11 protein-coding genes and 1 tRNA gene are annotated in these 21,120 nt (G+C 44.6%); 11 read left to right on the top strand and 1 reads right to left on the bottom strand.

The features are described 5' to 3' along the window. Window positions 1-118 precede the first annotated feature (118 nt). Entirely contained in the window at window positions 119-364 is a 246-nt protein-coding gene (locus tag LZG94_RS25100) for a GIY-YIG nuclease family protein (RefSeq protein WP_233794414.1), read from the top strand. 3 nt (window positions 365-367) lie between these two features. Then, a tRNA-Pro gene (locus tag LZG94_RS25095) sits at window positions 368-441 on the top strand. Between the two features lie 310 nt (window positions 442-751). Here LZG94_RS25095 and LZG94_RS25090 read toward each other — a convergent pair. After that, window positions 752-2,533 (bottom strand): tetratricopeptide repeat protein, encoded by a 1,782-nt coding sequence (locus tag LZG94_RS25090; RefSeq protein ID WP_233794413.1) that lies wholly within the window; start codon window positions 2,531-2,533, stop codon window positions 752-754. Between the two features lie 407 nt (window positions 2,534-2,940). Here LZG94_RS25090 and LZG94_RS25085 point away from each other — a divergent pair, with 407 nt between their 5' ends. From LZG94_RS25085 to LZG94_RS25045, 9 genes are all read left to right on the top strand, one after another. Then, window positions 2,941-6,774 (top strand): T9SS type A sorting domain-containing protein, encoded by a 3,834-nt coding sequence (locus tag LZG94_RS25085; RefSeq protein WP_233794412.1) that lies wholly within the window; start codon window positions 2,941-2,943, stop codon window positions 6,772-6,774. An 880-nt stretch (window positions 6,775-7,654) separates the two neighbouring features. Beyond that, on the top strand, window positions 7,655-8,035 hold the full coding sequence (locus tag LZG94_RS25080) for a hypothetical protein (RefSeq protein WP_233794411.1): 381 nt from the start codon (window positions 7,655-7,657) through the stop codon (window positions 8,033-8,035). 13 nt (window positions 8,036-8,048) lie between these two features. Continuing rightward, window positions 8,049-10,547, top strand: coding sequence for a M4 family metallopeptidase (locus tag LZG94_RS25075; RefSeq protein ID WP_233794410.1), 2,499 nt, complete (start codon window positions 8,049-8,051; stop codon window positions 10,545-10,547). A 463-nt stretch (window positions 10,548-11,010) separates the two neighbouring features. Beyond that, entirely contained in the window at window positions 11,011-11,358 is a 348-nt protein-coding gene (locus LZG94_RS25070; protein ID WP_233794409.1) for a hypothetical protein, read from the top strand. A 1,521-nt stretch (window positions 11,359-12,879) separates the two neighbouring features. Beyond that, window positions 12,880-13,464 carry an RNA polymerase sigma-70 factor gene (locus tag LZG94_RS25065; protein WP_233794408.1) on the top strand — a complete coding sequence of 195 codons (585 nt, stop codon included), beginning with the start codon at window positions 12,880-12,882 and terminating at the stop codon, window positions 13,462-13,464. A 102-nt stretch (window positions 13,465-13,566) separates the two neighbouring features. Next, the gene (locus LZG94_RS25060) at window positions 13,567-14,829 is read left to right on the top strand and encodes a FecR family protein (protein WP_233794407.1); all 1,263 of its coding nucleotides are present in this window, start codon (window positions 13,567-13,569) and stop codon (window positions 14,827-14,829) included. 268 nt (window positions 14,830-15,097) lie between these two features. Beyond that, window positions 15,098-18,601, top strand: a complete 3,504-nt coding sequence (locus LZG94_RS25055; protein ID WP_233794406.1) for a TonB-dependent receptor — start codon at window positions 15,098-15,100, stop codon at window positions 18,599-18,601. Between the two features lie 6 nt (window positions 18,602-18,607). Next, entirely contained in the window at window positions 18,608-20,044 is a 1,437-nt protein-coding gene (locus tag LZG94_RS25050; RefSeq protein WP_233794405.1) for a RagB/SusD family nutrient uptake outer membrane protein, read from the top strand. 68 nt (window positions 20,045-20,112) lie between these two features. Next, a complete protein-coding gene (locus tag LZG94_RS25045; protein ID WP_409013367.1) occupies window positions 20,113-21,114 on the top strand; it encodes a Gfo/Idh/MocA family protein in 1,002 nt (333 codons plus the stop codon). Window positions 21,115-21,120 lie beyond the last annotated feature (6 nt).

Genomic DNA, 21,120 nt, shown 5'->3' with positions numbered 1-21,120 from the left:
CCTAGATTTGCAACCCCAAAGAATCGGGAGCTGACTCACTCAGCAACATTTCGGGATGTAGCGCAGCCCGGTAGCGCATCCCGCTTGCAGCGGGAGAGTCGCAAACACACTATCTGAAATGAGTTTTGTTGTATATATTTTATTTAGCGAATCGCTCAATAAGTTTTATGTAGGACAGACTCAGGATCTGGATAGCAGGCTGCGAAGGCATAATGAAGGCCGTGTTAATTTTACCGGCAAAGGCGTTCCTTGGATATTAGTACATACCTTTGAGTGCTCAGACCGTTCAACGGCCATGCAATTGGAGGGTAAGATTAAGAAAAGAGGAATTAAAAGACATTTGCAAGACTTAGGTCTGCAATAATTTCGGGATGTAGCGCAGCCCGGTAGCGCACTAGCATGGGGTGCTAGGGGTCGCAAGTTCGAATCTTGTCATCCCGACATTGATTATCAGCAACTTACAAGTCAAATTGTAAGTTGCATTTTTTTTAGGTCGAACATAGGTCGAACATTTTTTGTCACTATCATTGAGTTTTTGTTAGTTTGGATTGAGCCCGAGGTGATATTTTCTACAATTTTTTAGCTCTTTGCCTGCCGTGTAACGCAACGCATTCGTGTCGACAGGAGGATCTTTGTTAACTACAAACAACAAAATCAATGCAAATCCTCTGCTCACAAAGCCCCTCCTTACATAGACGACGGACTAACAATCATTTCGCCATCAACCTTTGTTAGCAGGCATTTCTGGAACTTAGTCTTCACTTAAATTGATTTTTTTTCGCAGCCGGTATCGGGCTTTCCTGACCGATTCTTTCGATATTCCCAGCATCCATGCGATTTGAGTGGTGGATACATTCATTTTTTCAAGCGCATAAAGTCGTTCTTCCGCAACAGTAAGGTCCCCGTAGTTCAATTTAAGCTGATCCAGCTCTCCTGCGAACGCCTGATTAAATCGCTTTCTGAAATCATTCCAATCGTCAGGGGTAAGTAGTTTAATATTGGCCAACTGGTTTACCAAATTGTCCAGTTGCTGGTTTTCCAAATCCGGGAGCTTCCGCCAGTTGTCTATTTGTTGGCGAAGGGTTTCAACCAGTTCACTCTTTTCTTTTAGATGGTGCATATATTGCTCTAGTTCAACATTTGCCTGAACAAGTCTTGTTTCCGTTTTTTTCTGTAATTCGAGCTGTATTTCTCGCTCCTTTTCAGCGATCATACGATCTTTCGAATGCCTTAATCTCAATAAATAATAGCGCAGCGACAGAATAACGACAAGCAGCCCCACGACTCCGAGAATGAATTGAAAGCGTGTAAGAATCCTTTTTTTGTCGGCTTGTTGTGCGGAAATATCGGCAAGTTGCTGCTGTATTTTCAGTCGGTCTTCACCCAGCCTTGTATCCTTTTTATTGTAGAGAAGGTTGGTTTCGTTGCGCAGACGGGTGAGGCTATCAAGGTAATTGTAGGCCATAGCCATGCTACCCAGGGTTTTGTAATAGTCGTGAAAGACCTGATAATAGTTGAGGTAAAATTTCCTGTCGCGTTGCTGCTGCCACATTGGTTCTGAATTTCCGACCAAAGTGTTCAGCTCCTTGCTAATCGTCAGATAATGTAAAACACTGTCTGGCTGTCCAAATCTTTGCCAAATAGAGGCGATTCCAATTGCTGTATTCCGGGCAAGGATCGGGTGGCGATTTTTGTAGCGGCTGTTGATATAATCCTGCATCATCATGTTCAGAGCTTCCCGGTAGCGTCCTTGCTTTTGGTAAACACTTCCCAGGTTACCTATTGCAATGTAAGGCCAGGTGGGATTACCAATTGAAATCGCAATATCTCGGGTGCGCTTGAAGAAATAGATTGCGCTGTCCAGCAGGTTAAGATTCTCGTAGGCAATTGCCAGGGTATTATAGCGCTGGACGTGCAGATTTATGTTGTAGGGCGGCAGGCGGATAGCAGATTGCATGAGCTGTACAACCTTCTGGTAATTGTGAAAATAAAGATTATTGATAGACATAACATGCAGATACTTACCCATCTCAGGGATTTTGTCAAATCCCACAGCTCTAAAGAGCTCCAAGGCTTTGGCCTGGTGGTAGAAGGCTTCTTCATACTGGTTCTGTTCATATCGATGTTTGCCAATGTAGAAGTGACAGACCCCGGTATATCTTAGGTCGTTTCTATTTTCAAAATAGGTTCGCGCCGAGTCAAACACAGCAATAATGTCGTCGGGTGCTAAGGCAGATTGAAAGCCTCTTTTTGTGATCTGGTGGAATCGGACATGATTTAATAATAGCTGATCATTCCACAAGTTTGCTCTGTGGGCTAGTTTTTCCAAGCGATAGCTCACATCTGCTAATGATGCTTTTGATTCCCTGAGATTATCTACATATCGGGAGGTTCTGATGACACGATCAGAAGAAAGCATGCTGGCGAGCTCACTTATTACAGTTTCGGGTTCATCGGGTTGCTGGGCGGATGAGACATTGTGAAAGAAAAGACATAAAAACAAGAGGAACGCTAAAACAAAATATCGGATCATAATCTGGCAAACGCCGTCGGAAAATAAACAGAAAACCGGGTTGGGTACTTCTACAAATAAAATCTACAAATGCTTCTACTTGCTGGAAGTGCATCTATTTTGTTCCCAGGAATGAGTGCACAGCATGTACTTACGGGTCCATATTGTAACCAATGTACCACCTATTAAATCCGCATTGCGACAGATGATGCACCGGGATAGGGCTATGCTTCTTTACAGGCTCTTCATTTGCAGCTATTTAGGAGGCATTTTCATTTGTCTACGCTTTTGTCCATGCCCGTTTTTAGCCTTCACCAGAAAAGAGTTCTACATTCGAAACCGTAAAAATAGTTGTACCCATTACCCAACGCGGTTGTTTTTTCCATCTCATTGCTATGAAAAAAAAATCGTCCAAGCCGAAATTTTTTATGAAAAGAACATTTACTCAATCCTTATTCGCTGTTTTGCTGAGTGTGCTCACTTGGAATGCGAGCATCGCTGCAAGACCAAATTTCGCAAACGAACCGTTTAGCTGTAATGATGGTATTGCCTACCAGACCGTCAATTCTGTTGCGGATAATACATCATCACTTTACGGATTCAAAATATCTATGGGTGCCAAAACTTTGATCGCCACCTTACCGCATATATTGAACGGTTTGATCTACAATTCTGTCGACAATATGTTATGGGCTTTCAGCAAGGGTTCCCTCGTCAGAATAGACAGTGAAGGCGGGACGGTGACATATCCCGTAGTAGGTTTGCCATCCGGGATCAATGTAGGTGCCGAGCTGCCCAGTGGCTATATGCTGTTGTATAATAATCAGGCAACGCATTATTATGTCGTTGATGTCAATCCAGGTCGCGCAACCTATTTACAAATGGTGGATCCGACTGCTGGGTTTGCCCTGCAAACGGGTCCGGTGTATGGAACACCGATCAGTACTCCGCTTGCCATTGCGGATGTAGCCTTTGTAGCCAAAGATCAGCTATGTTATGGAATCTCACAGAGCGGTCAGATTGCAACGCTGGATCCTTTTACGGGTAATGTGACGGTGGGAGCCGCCGTTAGCGGGCTGTCCGGGACAGATAGCTATGGTGCCGTATTCAGTGATATTTCTGGAAAAATATATGCGTTTCAGAACAATACCGGCGCTTTTTATCTGGTAAATCCTGCCACCAATACTGCCTCCTTGATTTCCACGGGTGACCCATCAGGTAATAATGACGGTGCAAGCTGTGCCAATACAATCCTGGTTGATCAGCCCTTCACCTGTAATGATGGAACTGCTTATCAAACCATCAATTCTGCTAATATATCATCACTTTACGGGTTCAATGTTTCTACGGGAGCCAAAACCTTGATCGCCTCCATACCGTTTGCATTGAATGGTTTAATTTACAATTCCGTGGACAATATGCTATGGGCTTTCGGCAAGGGTTCCATCGTAAGAATCGACAGTGAAGGCCAGACAGTGACATATCCCGTAGTGGGTTTACCATCTGCGATCAATGTAGGTGCCGAGCTGCCCAGTGGCTATATGCTGTTGTATAATAATCAGGCAACGCATTATTATGTCGTTGATGTCGATCCAGGTCGCGCAACCTATTTACAAATGGTGGATCCGACTGCTGGGTTTGCCCTGCAAACGGGTCCGGTGTATGGAACACCGATCAGTACGCCGCTTGCTATTGCGGATTTAGCCTTTGTGTCCAAAGATCAGCTATGCTACGGAGTTACAGCAAGCGGTCAGATTGCAACGCTAGATCCTTTTACGGGTAATGTGACAGTAGGAGCCGTCGTGAACGGGTTGTCCGGGACAGATAGCTATGGTGCCGTATTCAGTGATATTTCTGGAAGGTTATATGCGTTTCAGAATAGTACCGGCTCTTTTTATCTTATACATCCTTCTACCAATATTGCTTCTCTAATTTCAACAGGTGACCCATCGGGTAACAATGACGGTGCAAGCTGTGCTAACACAAGGCTGGCAGATCTGCCATTTACCTGTGAAGACGGCGTTACGTATCAGGTTGCAGTGTCAGCTAGTGAGACAACGTCCTCGCTTTACGCATATAATGTGGCCACAGGGCTGCGTACGCTGATTGCTCCATTACCTTATTCCGTAAATGGATTGGTATACAATTCAGTGGATAATATGTTGTGGGGATCTGTTGGGAATTCAATTGTCAGGATCGACCGCGAAGGTGAAACCACATTATTTCCCATCGCCAATTTGCCTGGTGGATTTAACATTGGTGTTGAGCTCCCGGATGGCTATATGATGTTGTCGTACAGTAACAATGCCAACTATTACGTTGTGGATATTGACCCAAGTCGTACGACTTATCTTCAATTGGTCGATCCGACTGCCGGATTTTCACTTAAAACGGGCCCGGATTACGGTACCCCGGTAAGCGCCCCTCTTGACATTTCAGATATTGCCTTCGTATCAGATACGCAGCTGAGCTATGGTATTACGAAAGAGGGAAAGTTGGCTTCGTTAAATCCTTTAACAGGCGCTGTCGTAGTAGCAGAAACATCCGTGACCGGATTGCCGGCAAGCACTTATGGTGCTGTTATCAGCGATATTACGGGACGGTTATATGCTTTTGATAATGTTACCGGATCTTATTACAGAATAAATATTGCTACAAACTCGGCTACTTTAATATCAACTACCATCCCGTCCGGTAATAATGACGGAGCAAGTTGTGCCAATGCCATCATGGAGAATCTGCCATTTATTTGTAATGACGGAACCACCTATCAGATTGCAGCCGCTGCCGGCGAGACAGCTTCCTCCCTGTACGCATTTAATGTGTCCACCGGAACCCGAACGCTGATCGCGCCAACACCTTACGTTTTAAATGGTCTGATATACAATTCAGCTGATAACATGTTATGGGCGTTTATAAATGGTACAAACAGGATTGTGAGGATTGACAGCGAGGGCGGAGTAATTGCACATACAATCGCAAACCTGCCGAGTGGGTCTTACAATATTGGTGTTGAGCTTCCCAATGGGTATATGATGCTTACTGCTACCAACACAGCCAACTATTATGTCATAGATCTTAATGCAACCCGGCCTACATACCTTCAATTAGTGGATCCGACGGCTGGGTTCGTACTTAAAACGGGTCCTGGTTATGGTACCGCGGTGAGTAGTCCGCTCGACATTTCAGATATTGCTTTTGTTTCCAGTGCCCAGCTGGCCTATGGCGTTACGTCCCAGGCAAAGTTAGCGTCTCTGAATCCTTTTACCGGTAGCGTTGTGGTAGCAGAGACGTCCGTGAGCGGATTACCAAATGCAGGCTACGGCGCTGTTGTGACCGATGCGACGAGCCTTCTATATGCCTTTAACAATACCACAGGGGGATTTTATAAAATAAACGCCGATGATAATACAGCCGACCTGATTAATACGTTTACACCCTCGGGCAGAAATGATGGTGCCAATTGCTCAACAGCGACATTGTGTGATCTTCCCTATGCGCCAGTCGTATCGCGAAACACTGTCGAACTGCTATGCCCTGTAATCACTGCGGATCTGACTGCGCTTGTAACGAGCATTACTCCATCCGGAAGCACGCTGACATTTCACACCAGTGCAACACCTTCGGATGGATCACTGGTTAGTAATCCTACCAACGTAATGCAAGGAACCTACTATGCAGTTTATAGCACTGCGGGATGTGCATTAAGCACGAAGATCACAGTAACTGGCTGCTCATTGCCTGTGACGCTGGTTTCATTCACGTTAACGAAGGAAGAATCCATTGCGCATCTGACCTGGTCAACAACGGAAGAAACCAATAGCGAGTCATTCCAGATCGAACGCAGCGTGGATGGACAGTCATGGAAGCAGATTGGTGCAGTATCAGCTCATGGTGAAAGCAGTGTTTTGAAAAAATATGAGTTTTTAGATTCTGCTCCGCTAAAAGGAGGAAACTACTACAGATTGAAAATGGTTGATAGAGACGGCACTTTCGCTTACAGCAGGATCCAGTTTGGTGAGTTTGCAAAAGCAAAAGAACCCATTTACCCGAACCCAGCCAGCCAGAACCTTTTCTTTACAAACTATACGGAGATCCGGAGCGTGGCAATTTATAATCCGATAGGGGTGAAAGTACTCAATACGCAAACAATTTCATCCGCAGGACTGAACGTAAGTAACCTCTCTCAGGGAATATATATCGCTGTACTCACACTAATTGACGGTTCTACACAAGCACAAAAGGTAGTTATTGTCAAGTAAGACAGATGATCCGGGTGACATAATTAAGGTTGTCCGGATCATTCCCATTTGTCTTTTACTCTCAAAAGCATGCAGCTAATTCCCAGTGGCTATGCGACTACTCTTCGTACCGGGTGGCTCTGGGACTCAGACCGGCACCGGCCGGGCATCCGAAACGGTTCATGTTCGGTTGAGGGTTACTGATTTACTCTTAAGTGTATCCCTTCGTGTACTTTACGACAACGATCAATCAGCAGTCTATTATCCATGCTTATAGCACGTCGGCATAAGGCATTTTATAAAGCCTGGCGAATTCAATGAAACCAAAGAAGCAATCGATTTGATCATCAATACTGGATAAAGTGTGCTGCTCCTAACAACTTTTGAAAAGTTGCCGATGGTACCATTAAAAGTCATTCGTTGAGCACCACCTTTCTTTAAATAGTATGGTCGGCATCCAAATAGTACAGTTTAACGTGCCAGCTTGCAATATCCAGTAATTTGTTTTGGTGTACCACTAATCTGTAATTTGAAAGTGCCGTGTTCGGCACTTTTCAGAACTGAATGGAAAGAAAAATCAAAAGGTCAGAGAGTACAGAAATACCACCGTTTCTGAGTACTAGCAGTGGTGCATATAAGTGATCAGTGACTAGTGTGAATTTCAACATTATGCAGCTGGTATTGAAGTCTTCACGATTTTTTCCGCTGGGCTGTCCGCTGCCCTAACTTTTATTTGCTTGCCCTACTATACTTAAAAACACTGCATACCTAAGGCGAAACCGGTAATGAGTACCAGCTCTTACCGTTAGGTCAATATATTAATAATGTAAAAAAAATTCTTAATATATTCCAACTAATTCTTACAAGTTGTGTCTATGAGGAAACAATAACAAACAGACCCATGAAAACGATTGCAACACTCCTTATAGCTATCACCCTCGTAGCGTGTGAAAAAAAGGATGTTAATCCAGAACAGCAAATTCTCGGGAAATGGGAAGAATTCTATCTTGGTAATGGAGAATATCAACCCCATATTGTTAATCCGCCTGCCTCCTGGCACTTTCTCCCTGATAGTGTGCTGCTGGAATATGAATACGCTACAAAAAGAACAATAAAAAGAAAATACTGGATTGATACCCTGCTAAATATCGGAACTACTTATAATGACGGAAATCAATTGAGATTTTATTACACGCCTAAGTTTTATGCTGATACAATGGAGCTTCGTGCAGAGAAAAGCTCACCTATATTTTCTATATCTAAATGGAAACGAATCAATTAAAATCATGTAAACTATGAAAAAACAAGTACTTTCCGCAATTTGCTTAGCTGTGCCATTTTTTGCTGGTGCGCAAAACTCTGAAGAGCCAACTATATTAAAAGATAGTAAGGGCATAATTCAGACGATTGAGTTTACAGAATCAGATAAAGGTATGTCTGATCAGGATTTTATGAAGCAATATTTACAAATATCCGCAGATGATGGTTTCGTTAAAGCAAAAGATAAACAGCGCAGCCAAGATTATACTGACGATCACTATGACCAGTTTTACAAAAATGTAAAAGTAGATGGAGCAGGCTATAATTTCCACTATAAAGCCGGCAAGATGTTTTACGCGCATGGTCATTTCGTGGAATTGGGGAACCTTGATGTTCATCCGAAACTAACGGATAAAATGGCGAGAGACTCTTTTGCTAATTATAAAAAAATCCCTTCTTCTGATGTTCGGGACTTTACTTCCGAATTGCTAATCAAGGAAATTACATCCTTGGACAGTACAAAGTACTTAGTTTTTAAGATATATTTGAGAAACAATCATCCGTCAAATGATGAAATCGGGTTTGTTGACGCACAAACCGGGAATGTACTGACAACTGAGCCAATATTTTCACACGCGTCGCTAAATAGCTCAAATAATGAGTTGAAAACTGGAAGCACTTCTATCACAGGATCAACGGCTCGCACTTTTGCTTTACCTCCTGCAACAGGCACTTTCGCTACACGGTACAGCGGATCGCGAACTGCAAGTACATTTGATGATGGCGGTACCCTTCGCTTTCGCTTATTTGACAACACTAGGGGCGCAGTAATTCACACGCGGAATTTGGAAGGAAATACTGATCCAGTTTTTGGAAATGTGGAGTTGAGAGATGCAAATAACACATGGACTACCGCGGAGCATAGCCCCCTAGAAAATAATATGGGGCTGGATGTGCATTGGGCATTACAGCGAATATATGATAGGCTTAATACTACGCACGCTGTTAATAGCTTTAATGATCCGGTTTCTGGCACAGGAGCCCCTATTAATGCCTATATTCGATATGGAACTACAGCAAATGACCGAGATAATGCTGTGTGGAATGGTCAAGATGATTTTTTAGCCTTTGGTGACGGACTTACGACATTTACTCCTGTTGCTAGTGTGGATGTCGTCGCCCATGAATATGGACACGGTATTACTGATTTTCAGATCGGATGGGGTAACACTGGGGATCAAGGATCATTCAATGAAGGTCTTAGTGATGTTTGGGGTGCAATAATGCAACACAGAATTACCGGGGGCAATATTTGGCAAATTGCTGAACAAATTATGGTTAGCAATACTTGCTTGAGAGACTTGCAGAATACAAACTCTGCCGGCGTCGCTCGTGCAATGGCTGACACATACGCCGGACCACAATATAATGCCAATTCAGGGAATCCGGGTATTGATAAATACGTTCGGAGTGGTGTTTTATCCCATTGGGCGTACATATTGGCTAATGGTGAGTCCGGGACGAATGATGTAGGAACACCTTACAGGGTATACGGTATGGGAATGGATCAGTTAGAGAACTTAATTGTCCGGGCAATATTTGGAAATTTTCTTGATAATACTACAACCTATGCCCAAGTTAGAACAGGAATGGTTAATGCGGCCAGGGCACTATGTGGTAATCAAAATGGTGTATTAGTTCAGCAGGTTGAAAATGCGTGGAAAGCGGTTAATGTGGGAACAGCAACACAATCTAGTATCTCCGGTGTTGACCATCTTTGTCCTAGTTCAACCTATTCTGTTGCAAATCTCCCACAAGGTTCTACTGTGGCTTGGTCGAGCAGCAATACTGGTGCAGTAACGATAAATAGTAGCGGTCTTGCAACCCGAGTGGGTAGCTTTCACGGTAGCGTAACCCTCACAGCAACGGTTTCTGGTGGTTGTGGCACGCTTGTGCTGACAAAAGTTATCAGCGTTGGTAAACCTTTTACGACCAACATTGCCATTAATGCGCCAAATAACTGTGTTGGTACCAGCCAGCTCGTAGTAGCCACTATGTCAGGCAATCCGACAAGTTCGACTTGGTCTATCACCAGTGGCAATGCTTCGAATGCTTCTTTAAGCGATTTTGGAAACGGCAGTGCCTCTTTTTATACGAATGTGCCAGACTGTTACGGATTGACACTTAATATGTCCAATTCTTGCGGTTCTGCTAGTGCGGGTACATCGATCTGCATAGATAACTGTTCTGCTCGTTACACAGTTTTTCCTAATCCAGCAAAAGATCAACTGTTAGTACAGTTCGATCACTACGAAAGTTCCGCCTCAATGCCGGATCAAATTAGCTTATTTAGTGAAAAAACACAGGAGGCCGTATATACGATAAAATCTGACGGGATTTACTCGAAAGTTGGCTCAGACGGACTTTTTAAAATTGATGTCGGTTCACTGCCACGTGGTACGTACTATTTGCATGTAACTTATAGTAAAAACGGTGAACAAACGACAGACAGAACAAGAATTGTTTTACAATAAATCAGCTATTAGATAGACTTTATGGTAAGTTTATAACCGGGCATTAATGTCCGGTTATTTTTTGGATTATAACGTCAGTGTATATGTGGTATCCTTGGTGTTGATAAAATTGTTGTGTGCTGGGTATGCCAAATACCACCGAATGATAGAACATTACAATACAATACAATAGTTAGATAATATAATATAACTCATGGATCGTGCACTTAATGTCTATATATAAGTTTTTATTATATGGGAACATTTACTGAATGCAATTACATGAGATCTATCAATTTACTCGTTCTTGCCGCCCTGACGATTTGTTCATGCGACCAGCTAAAGCAAAAGCATTCCACAAAGAAGGCGGCATCTTCGGTTAATTCGCTGCACTTTGTCGAATACAACTCCTTTGAAGCAGCATATAAACGTGATCCGGATTTAAAGAAGCTGAGTAATATTTGAATTTGATTGGATTTTATTGTTGGATTCCACTTTTGCAGATGCCATATATGATTTTGATCCGAAGCTTAGGGAGGAAGTCAAGGGTGCTTTACTGGTTTGTAAGCCCAACGAGCATACGATCGGTTTCCGTACCGAAGCTCAGAATTTGAAGAGCTGCTGCGCGATAGGGAAGGAAAAGAATTTATTTTTCGGTGCACTCTCTCCGAAACTACTGGGACCTACCCCGGACAAGCTAGCGGATATTGTCTATATCAACGACAATACGGCAATCATTAAAATCCAAAATTTCACTTATTATAGCGTTTATTATATCACTTTGCAAGACCAAACCGTGCAACTAAATTTGCTGAAAAGTCTCATCGAATAGTTGTCTCAAACAATCACCTGTATACATTCTGAGCTAAATGCAAATTACAGTCTAAGGTGCGGTCATCTTACTTTCCTTGAACATCAAAATCCCTTCCAGCGACGGGTAACAAATTTGGCACGATCTACGAATTTCACTTTAACCACTGTTTGAATAAACCCGCCTATGTAAAATATCATTGTTAAAACAGTGCAAAACAATTCTAAAATTCACGACTAAACGGGAAGAAAAATTGAAGGTTGCGAGAGTACGCTTATACCACCGTATTTATTTGGCAGGCATTTGATATTGACAATATCTATAACGCAAAGTTAAACAACGAATGTCGTGGCCTTTCGGTAGTATGTCCAAGTAAGAAATATAAGAACCAAAGTGAGACCGTTAAGATCAGACTCAAATGATTATTGCCCAATAATGAGCCGCTCCCTAATGCTCTAAGCGCGGAACCAGCATCCCGGAACGTGGCAATATTAGATTACTGCATGTGTTACATTAGCCACCCCCGAAGACCCTGATATTAGAAAGCCCATACTGTCCGTTAACCAATCTGTAAGAGGCGAAATCAAAAGGGAAAAAATCCGTGAAGCTGAAAGCCCCGCATCTGCGGCAGTAATTTCAAACGTGACCAATCCGGCTGCGCGCTTATCAACAGGGCCCATTCAAAACCACTAGCATACCTTCCACTGCAAGCCCCTAAAAAACGCTAGCCGACTAAAGAATAGCGGAAATGACATTTTAAAGCAAATTGCCAGGCTGGCGACCGCCCCTTTCTTTAAGTTTGAGGGCAAAGTATATCCCCGCGTCAAAGAAGTGCGATTACCAAAAGATTGAATTCGGACTCATTACTTCAAAAGGCACTGGGCGGATTACTAGCGCCAGCAGCGGCCCTGACTCAATGATACTTTCGCCTATCCCCAGTGTCAGGCCTTTCTTTCGATAACCAATGCATAAATAATTGCTCCAGCGAAGGAGAGAATGGGATATGCCCCTTAGAAACCCTGAGCAGCACCATAGCCAGCTGTGGCTAATACGGAAATAGTTGCCGCAACGATGCCGGGTATACGAAAACCTGCAAGAATGAAAACTCGCAAGATAAGTGAGTTAAGCAATACGTGCAAAGGTTGATTGAAAGGATGGTTCCTATCCAAATGATTGAACGTAGATGCTGGAAGCATTTTTGTAGGATAAATCTATCATATTTTACGATTGGCTACGACTTACCTTATAACAGGAACTGATCAATTCATTAAGATAAAGCAGTTTGCTGCCATAAGCATTACCTTATGTGCTGCGGCTTTTCCAAGAACATTTGTTTTATTCAATCCATTATACATCGGGAATTACTCTTCGAGACTGTCAAAATGAGTGACATCCCCTTTTTGCAATAGTTATGTTATTTTCCGCTGAACCTGGTCAGGATTTCTAGCTACAACAGTTACCACTTCCTTTTATATTTACTTTTTTTAGCAGTATATTCTATCGACTTTTGCAACTTTGGCAAAATAATAAGTGAGTAAATCAATGAGTGGCATTAAGCGATTAGTTTCTTTTAAAGGTAGCGCATCCGACTTGGACCTGAATTCTCTCTTTGAAGAGTTCTATGATCGACTGGTCTATTTTTCGCATCAAATTTTAAAAGATCAGACTCAGGCGCAGGATATTGCACAAGAAGCATTTATCAGTTATTGGAGAGAGAAGGATTCCATAGAAGTAAACAAAACCGCTATAAAGAACTATTTATATAAGAGTGCCCGCAATGCCAGTCTGAACCTGATCAGACATGAAAAGGTAGTGCAGCAATACAATCAAAAGCAAGGAGCAGAGGAGCCGGAAGAACCACCGGTCATAGACGCCATCATCTCTTCGGAGGTCATTGCACAAATACACCTGGCGATTGAATTGCTTCCAGGGACGTACCGTCAGATTTGCACCCTGGGTTTCATCGAAGGGAAAAAAAATCAGGAGATTGCTGACGAGTTGGGTATGTCCATCAACACGGTAAAAAAACAAAAGCAAAAGGTTCTAGACTTGCTTCGCCGCCGGCTTTCACCCGAACTCTTCTTTGCACTGATGTTTTATCATGAAAATACTCCTGCACTCCTGTAATGCTCACGGCATCCTGGCCGACAGGGAAAATATTTACAGAAATTCGATTTTCTTTTATCCGATCTCTATTTTCAAGTGTCTCTATAGTCTAAACACAGACTCATGGAGGGCTATAACCAATATTTTGAGCAAGGGCATTTGATCTTTAAGTATTTAAATGGTCATATTACTGCACAAGAGCAGGAGGAACTTGATCATTGGATCACTCTGAGTGAAAGCAACAAAGCACTGTTTGCCAGGCTAACAGACAGATCTGCTCTTCAATCCGAGGTAAATGCGTTCCCAACTGCTGACAAGGCAAAAGCGTGGGAGAGGATTTCGCTTGAAACGGGATTCGACAAACCGGAAAAATCCAAACTCATATCTGGTCTTTTCCTTCGATATGTTGCCGCAGCTGTTTTCGTGCTCGTATCCGGGATTAGCATGTATCTGATGTTGATGCGGATAGACGACAAAGATACCGTCGCTATCCAGCAAGCAGCTGATGTAGCTCCCGGGAAAAATAAGGCTGTGCTTACGCTGGCCGATGGTTCAGAGATCTTACTTGATGAAGTGTCGGAAGGTGAGATTGCCATGCAGGACAATTTGTTGATCACTAAAACTGATGACGGGCAGCTTGTTTACACAACCGGTAAAAACATGCGAAAGAACGACGCTCGACATCAGACGTATAATGTGGTAAGTACGCCAAAGGGAGGTCAGTTTAAGGTGGTGTTGCCGGATGGTAGCAAGGTCTGGTTAAATGCGGCTTCTTCTCTTAAATATCCTACGAAATTCGGTTCGGAAAGAACCGTAGAGCTGGTGGGAGAAGCCTATTTTGAGGTAACAAAATCCGGCGCGTACCAGCAATCCGGAAAACGTAACGGTTCATTTGTAGTGTTGTCTGCCGGTCAGGCGGTGGAAGTTTTAGGTACCAGGTTTAACGTCAACAGTTATTCGGATGAAAAGCGGATCACGACGACGCTGCTGGAAGGAAAAGTTAAAATCATATCCAATCCGAAAAACAGTAAAAACAGTCATGCGGCCAAGCTACCAGAACGGGCTGTTATGCTTAAACCTGGTCAACAGGCGCAATTAAGTATAGATAGAGGTGACGAAATTGAGGTAACAAATAAAGTAGACCTTGATCAGGTGATTGCCTGGAAAAATGGCCAGTTCATTTTCAAAAATGCCAGTTTAGCTGAAATCATGAGGCAAGTATCCCGCTGGTATGATGTAGAAGTTGTATTTGAAGGCAAAACACCTGAAAACAAATACAGAGGTCAGATAGCCCGCGATGCGCCGATAGCACAGATACTCCAGATTTTGCAGGTTAGCGGCGTTAATTTCAAAATTGAAGGAAGGAGGATTATTGTCAAGACTTAACTGCTGTTGAGACAACTCTTGAAAAGGTATTAAAAAATAAAAATGCCGAAAGTGTTGCGAGCACTTTCGGCAAAGGCTGAGTGATCTTGCCCCACAGGGCAAAACATGAATTCTTGTACGGAACTTTCTTTACCCAAACCCAAACAAATATATGATTAATTTTTCTACGCCTCCATTGCCGGGCATTGCCAGGCGGTTTAGCAAGGCATTTCCAATTACAAATGCCATTAGCCTGCCAGTAAGCCCGCCTTCTAAACGACTGCTCGTAATGCGAATAAATTCTGTCGCCATTTTATTGCTGATTTCTTGTCTACACATTTATGCATCAGGTTACAGCCAGCAAATTACATTGTCAGAGAAAAATGCATCACTCGACAAAGTACTTGATAAGATTGAGAAACAGAGCGGCTACTTTTTCTGGTTGCAAAACGACCTTCTGACAAAAACCAACAAGGTCACCCTGAACTTGAAAAAGGTTTCTTTGGAAGCGGCACTGGATGCGCTCTTCGGTAATCAAGGCCTCTCTTATACCATTATCAATAAAACAATAGTGATCAAGAAGAAGGCCGATATCAACACCCAAAAACCGGAGTCTCCTCACGAGGGCATAAGTCCCCTTGACAACAGCCGGGAGCGCCAGCAGATCAGAAAACCGGTCGCTCCTCCGGTCAAGACAGACAAGCAAGTCAATCTTTCCAATGCAAAGGGCAAAGTGTCGGATGAAAAAGGGGAAGGACTCCCGGGTGTCAGCATTGTCGAGAAAGGAACCCAACGCGGCACGGTTTCCGATGCAAACGGGAATTTCACTATCGAGACTTCAAATGCTGAGACCGTACTGGTTTTCTCTTTTGTAGGATATCTAAGTCAGGAAATCAGGATTAATAGCCGGGACGATGTTGCCGTTGTTCTGACTCCTAACATCAGAGAGCTGGAACAGGTGGTGGTAGTCGGATATGGCACGCAACAGAAAAAAGATATTACAGGAGCTATCTCCTCTATTAAGTCAGAATCCATTAAAGACCAACCTATTACGAATATTGGTGAAGGCATGGCGGGAAGAATGCCCGGCGTACTGGTGCAGCAAAGCAACGGGGCACCGGGAACGGTTCCGAATTTTAAAATACGCGGATTAGGTTCGATTAGTGCGGGCACAGGGCCTCTCGTAGTCGTCGATGGCCAGCCGCTCAATGATGGTGCGCTCAACCTGATCAACCCTAATGACATCGAGTCTGTGGATGTACTTAAAGACGCCTCGGCCACGGCGATCTACGGATCGCGCGGCTCAAACGGTGTTTTGTTGGTTACCACAAAAAAAGGCACAGCGGGGAAGACACGGATCAATCTCGATTATTTTACGGGCATCCAGCAAGTGACGAAAAAAATGGATATCCTTAATTCGCAGCAGTTTGCTGAATTGGTAAAAGAGGCCGTAAACAACGCTTATCTGGACCGTGTTCCGGGAGCGCTGGCCAGTGACCCCAACAGCAAACGGCCCGCCGGTGAGCGGTTCCGTTATCCAAGAGGGGAGTTTGAAGGGCTCAATTTCGACGAACCGGGAAACTTGCCATACACCGATTACCAGGATCTGATATTTCGTTCGGCACCGATCAGCAGTTATCAGCTATCGGCGTCAGGAGGCACTGAAAAAGTAAAATTCATGCTATCTGGCAACTATCTCGATCAGAAAGGAATTATCAAGAAGTCCGGGCAACGCCGCTATTCTTTGCGCTCAAATATCGATGCGCAATTGACTTCCCGATTAAAAGTTGGTCTCAATTTCAGCCCGTCGATGACCGTTGAAGACAGGGTAAATGCCGACGGACCCTGGTCTACCAATGGTGTAATCAATGCGGCACTCGGGATTGCGCCAGTTGTGCCTGTTTACGCTCCGGATGGAAGCTACACTGCCCAGATTGCCATTGCAGCACCCTACGACTGGCCGGGGATTACCAACCCGCTCGCCAACATCACCGAGGTCGAAAACCGCGTAAATACATTGCGCGTATTAGGAAACCTTTATGCCATGCTCGAGTTGACCAAAGGGCTGAATTACCGCATTTCCATCGGTGGTGATGCGCTTATATCACGGCAGAGCTATTTCCAGAAATCCACCATGCCCACAAGTTCGCTGCTGCCGCCCATTCCTACAAGCGGCTACTCGAATACGGGTCAGAATCTAAACTGGGTTGCCAGCCAGACACTGACTTTCAACCGGCAATTTAATGAAATACACAATTTTGAAGCGCTGGTCGGAATGGAATCCCAGTCCAACGACTTTGAACAAAATCGTGTAGGGGCGGTCAACTTTCCAAATGATGTTGTTCAAACGATCAATTACGGCAATGTCAATTCAGGCTATTCATACCGCGAGCAGTGGAAGCTTGCTTCTTATTTCGCCCGGATAGCTTACAACTATAAAGAAAAATACCTGTTTAATGTCTCGGTTCGCCGGGATGGTTCCTCACGCTTTGGCGTGGATAACAGATGGGGTACGTTCCCGTCCGCTTCCGTCGGATGGCGCATGAGTGAAGAAGACTTCTTAAAGTCCGTTCCAGCAATTTCAGAACTGAAACTTCGGGCCAGCTACGGTCTGGCAGGTAACAATGCGTTTTCGGGATCCGGCAGCCTCCCCGCCAACTACATTTCACCGAATTATATGTCACTGGGATTGCTCAGTGTGGATAACTACATTTTTGGCAACAAGATCATTAATGGTCTGGCTGCAAAAACGATTGGCAATTCCAATCTGGGCTGGGAAAAAAGCCGCCAGATGGACATTGGTTTAGAGCTTGGACTTCTTCTCAATAGGTTGTTCGTCACAGCCGATTACTATTCGCGCATCACTACCGACCTTCTGCTTTCGGTTCAAGTCCCTACCCTGACCGGGTTCAGCACGGCGATTAAAAATATCGGTAAGGTTGAAAATAAGGGCTGGGAATTCAGCGTGACATCCAGAAACCTGACCGGCGCGTTCACATGGACAACAAATCTGATGTTGTCCCAAAACAAGAACAAGGTCCTGGCCCTAGGGCCAAAAGGCGATCCCATCCGCAGCGGTACGGGTGTCGGCGAATCGAATATCACCCAGATCGGCCAGCCGCTGGGCAGTCTTTACGGTTATGTTCAGCTTGGTATTTTTCAGGACAAATCAGACCTGGACAGTCACCCGCACTTTGCAGACTCCCGTCCCGGAGATGTCAAATATGCGGATTTGAATAACGACAATAAAATAGATGCAAACGACCGCCAGATCATTGGCAATAACCAGCCGGATTTCATTTATGGAATGACCAACAATTTCTCATTCAAGGGGATTGATCTGAGCGTGGGCATTCAGGGTGTTCAAGGTGGACAGATCCTGAATTTATCACGCAGGTTTTTTGATTCTCAGGAGGGTAACCACAACCAAATGACAACCGTCCTGAACCGCTGGCGGTCTGCCGAGCAGCCCGGCGATGGAAAATCCCCCAGAGCGAACAGCCGGCCGACAGGAAACAATAACCTGGTATCCACCCGCTGGGTTGAAGACGCATCATTCCTACGGACCCGAAATATCACACTTGGTTACAAGCTGCCTAAAGGCGTCTCGGATAAAGTAAGACTGGAATCAATACGGCTCTACGGCGGTGTTCAAAACGCATTTACATTTTCCAAATACCTGGGATACAATCCCGAAGTGAGCGGATATGAAGGCCCATTAACCGGCGGTGTTGACTATGGCTCCTACCCTCTTCCTCGTACATATACAATTGGTATCAACATTGGTTTATAAGCAATCATGAAAAAACGATTTTTATTCGCGGCTTTCCTCAATCTGTTTTTGCTGGGTTGTTCCGGCAAATTCCTGGATCTCGCTCCGGTATCCGAAGCCAGCACAGCCAACTTTTATCAAACAGCTTCTGATTTCAACAATGCATTGGCGTCGGCTTATGCCTCTCTGCAATTGAATGGACAATACGGACAATATTATGCAGTTTCAGAGATCCCGTCCGACGATTCCCGGCCGGTATTGTCCGGCTCTGTCATTGATCAGGATGAGTTTGACAAATTTTACCTTCGCTCAACCAATCCTTACCTGAATACAAGGTGGGCAGACGGGTATAAGGGAATTTACAGGACGAATGTCATCTTATCCCGTATAGATGCGATAAGTATGAATGCAGATCTAAAAAAACAATATATCGGCGAATCCAAATTCCTTCGCGCTCTGATGTATTTCAATCTGGTCAGGATCTTTGGGGACGTACCGCTTATTTTAGAGGAAATTGTTGATACGGAAGATGGTTACCGGTATAACCGTACACCCGCTGCTGAAGTTTACGCCCAGATCATCAAAGATCTAGGGGAGGCTGAACTGGCCCTGCCTGCCACTTACACCAGCAGCGATCTGGGCCGGGCTACCAGAGGTGCAGCCCAGGCACTGCTGGGAAATGTATATCTGACCCAGCACCGATACGCAGAAGCAGCTTCGAAGCTGAAACTAGTAGTTGACTCCGGTATTTATGCTCTTCTTCCCAAGTATGCCGACGTTTTTAGCCCGGCTAACAAGAATGGCAAGGAATCCGTCTTCGAAGTTCAATACAAAAAGGGTCTCAGCCCATTGAAAGGAAACGGGCTGGGCAGTACCTATGCCCCTGCCAATTCAGGAAATTCGGTCATTCAATTTGGTGGTGATGGCAATAATGAACCAACCGCTGACATGGTCCAGGCCTATGAACCGGGCGATAACCGCAAAGACGTATCACTAGGGACATTTTATATTAATAGCATTGGTCAACGGATCGATCAGAATTTCATACGAAAATATGATGATGCGCCCACTGTGAAATACGATTCAGATGATAATTTCCCGGTACTCCGGTATGCTGATGTGCTGCTGATGTATGCAGAAGCGCTTAACGAAGCCGGTAATGTCCCGGATGCGCTAACACTCCTTAACATGGTACGTGCCCGCGCCGGCATCAGCAATAAACAGATCAGTTCTAAGGAAGATATGCGTTTGGCCCTGGAACAGGAACGCCGGGTGGAACTTGCCTTTGAAGGTCACCGGTGGTTTGATCTAGTCCGCACCGGTCGCGCCCTGCCGATTCTGAATGCAAAGGCAAGCGCGATTGGCATCACCACTAAGCTTACTGAAAAAAACCTGGTATTCCCGGTTCCTCAAAGTCAGATTGATATCAACCCCGCGCTAATTAAACAAAACGAAGGTTACTAATCCAACATTTATCAGCAAGTAAAACGGGTACGTACCCTTTGTGCAAGATCAACAATTGACAAAATATCATGATGACAATGAACAGGAGAAAGTTTATAGAAGCTTCCGCACTTGCCGGTACAAGTTTGGGTATCCTGGGTTTTAAAACGCCGCATACCTTGGTAGCCGAAGGAAAGCGAATTGGAATTATTGGCCTGGATACATCCCATAGCATCGAATTCACCAAAGTCCTAAATGCCGCACAGCCCAACCCCGCTTACGATGGCTACCGGATTGTAGCAGCGTATCCCTACGGCAGTAAAGACATTGAAAAAAGTGCCAGTCGCATCCCGGGATATATCGAAGATGTGAAGCGGATGGGCGTACAGATCACCGGATCGATCAAAGACTTGCTTGAAATTACGGACGTCATTCTACTGGAAACTAATGACGGCAGGCTCCATCTCGAGCAGGCAATGGAAGTGTTTAAGGCCGGAAAGAAAATGTTTATAGACAAGCCCGTTGCCGCCTCGCTTCGGGATACGCTTGCCATTTATAAAGCATCAGAAAAATACAAAATCCCTGTTTTTTCTGCGTCTTCGCTCAGATATATCAAAGGCATTGACAGCATTGATAAAAGCAAAGTAGTGGGCGCCGATGCATTCAGTCCCGCTGCGCTTGAAAAAACGCATCCTGACTTTTACTGGTATGGTGTCCACGGCGTAGAAACACTGTATACGGTCATGGGAACAGGATGCAAAAGTGTAACTCGGGTACATACTCCGGACACCGATATCATTGTCGGGGTGTGGCAAGACGGGCGGATTGGTACCGTCAGGGGCTCGCGTTCCGGCAAGAATCACTACGGTGGGACTGTTTTCACCGTCGATGGCAACCAGATCCTGGGTCCATACGCGGGGTATGAACCGCTGCTGGCGCATATCGTGAAATACTTCAATACCGGCGAAATACCTGTTTCGCCGGAGGAAACGATTGAGATATTCACGTTTATGGAGGCGGCTGATGAGAGCAAGCGCCAGTCTGGCAAGAGTGTAACACTTGAAAGTGTATTGAAAAAAGCCAGCAGTTAGAGTTTA

The organism is Dyadobacter sp. CY343 (genome assembly GCF_021390335.1).
Taxonomy (GTDB): domain Bacteria; phylum Bacteroidota; class Bacteroidia; order Cytophagales; family Spirosomataceae; genus Dyadobacter.
This window is presented reverse-complemented; position numbering and strand designations above follow the sequence as displayed.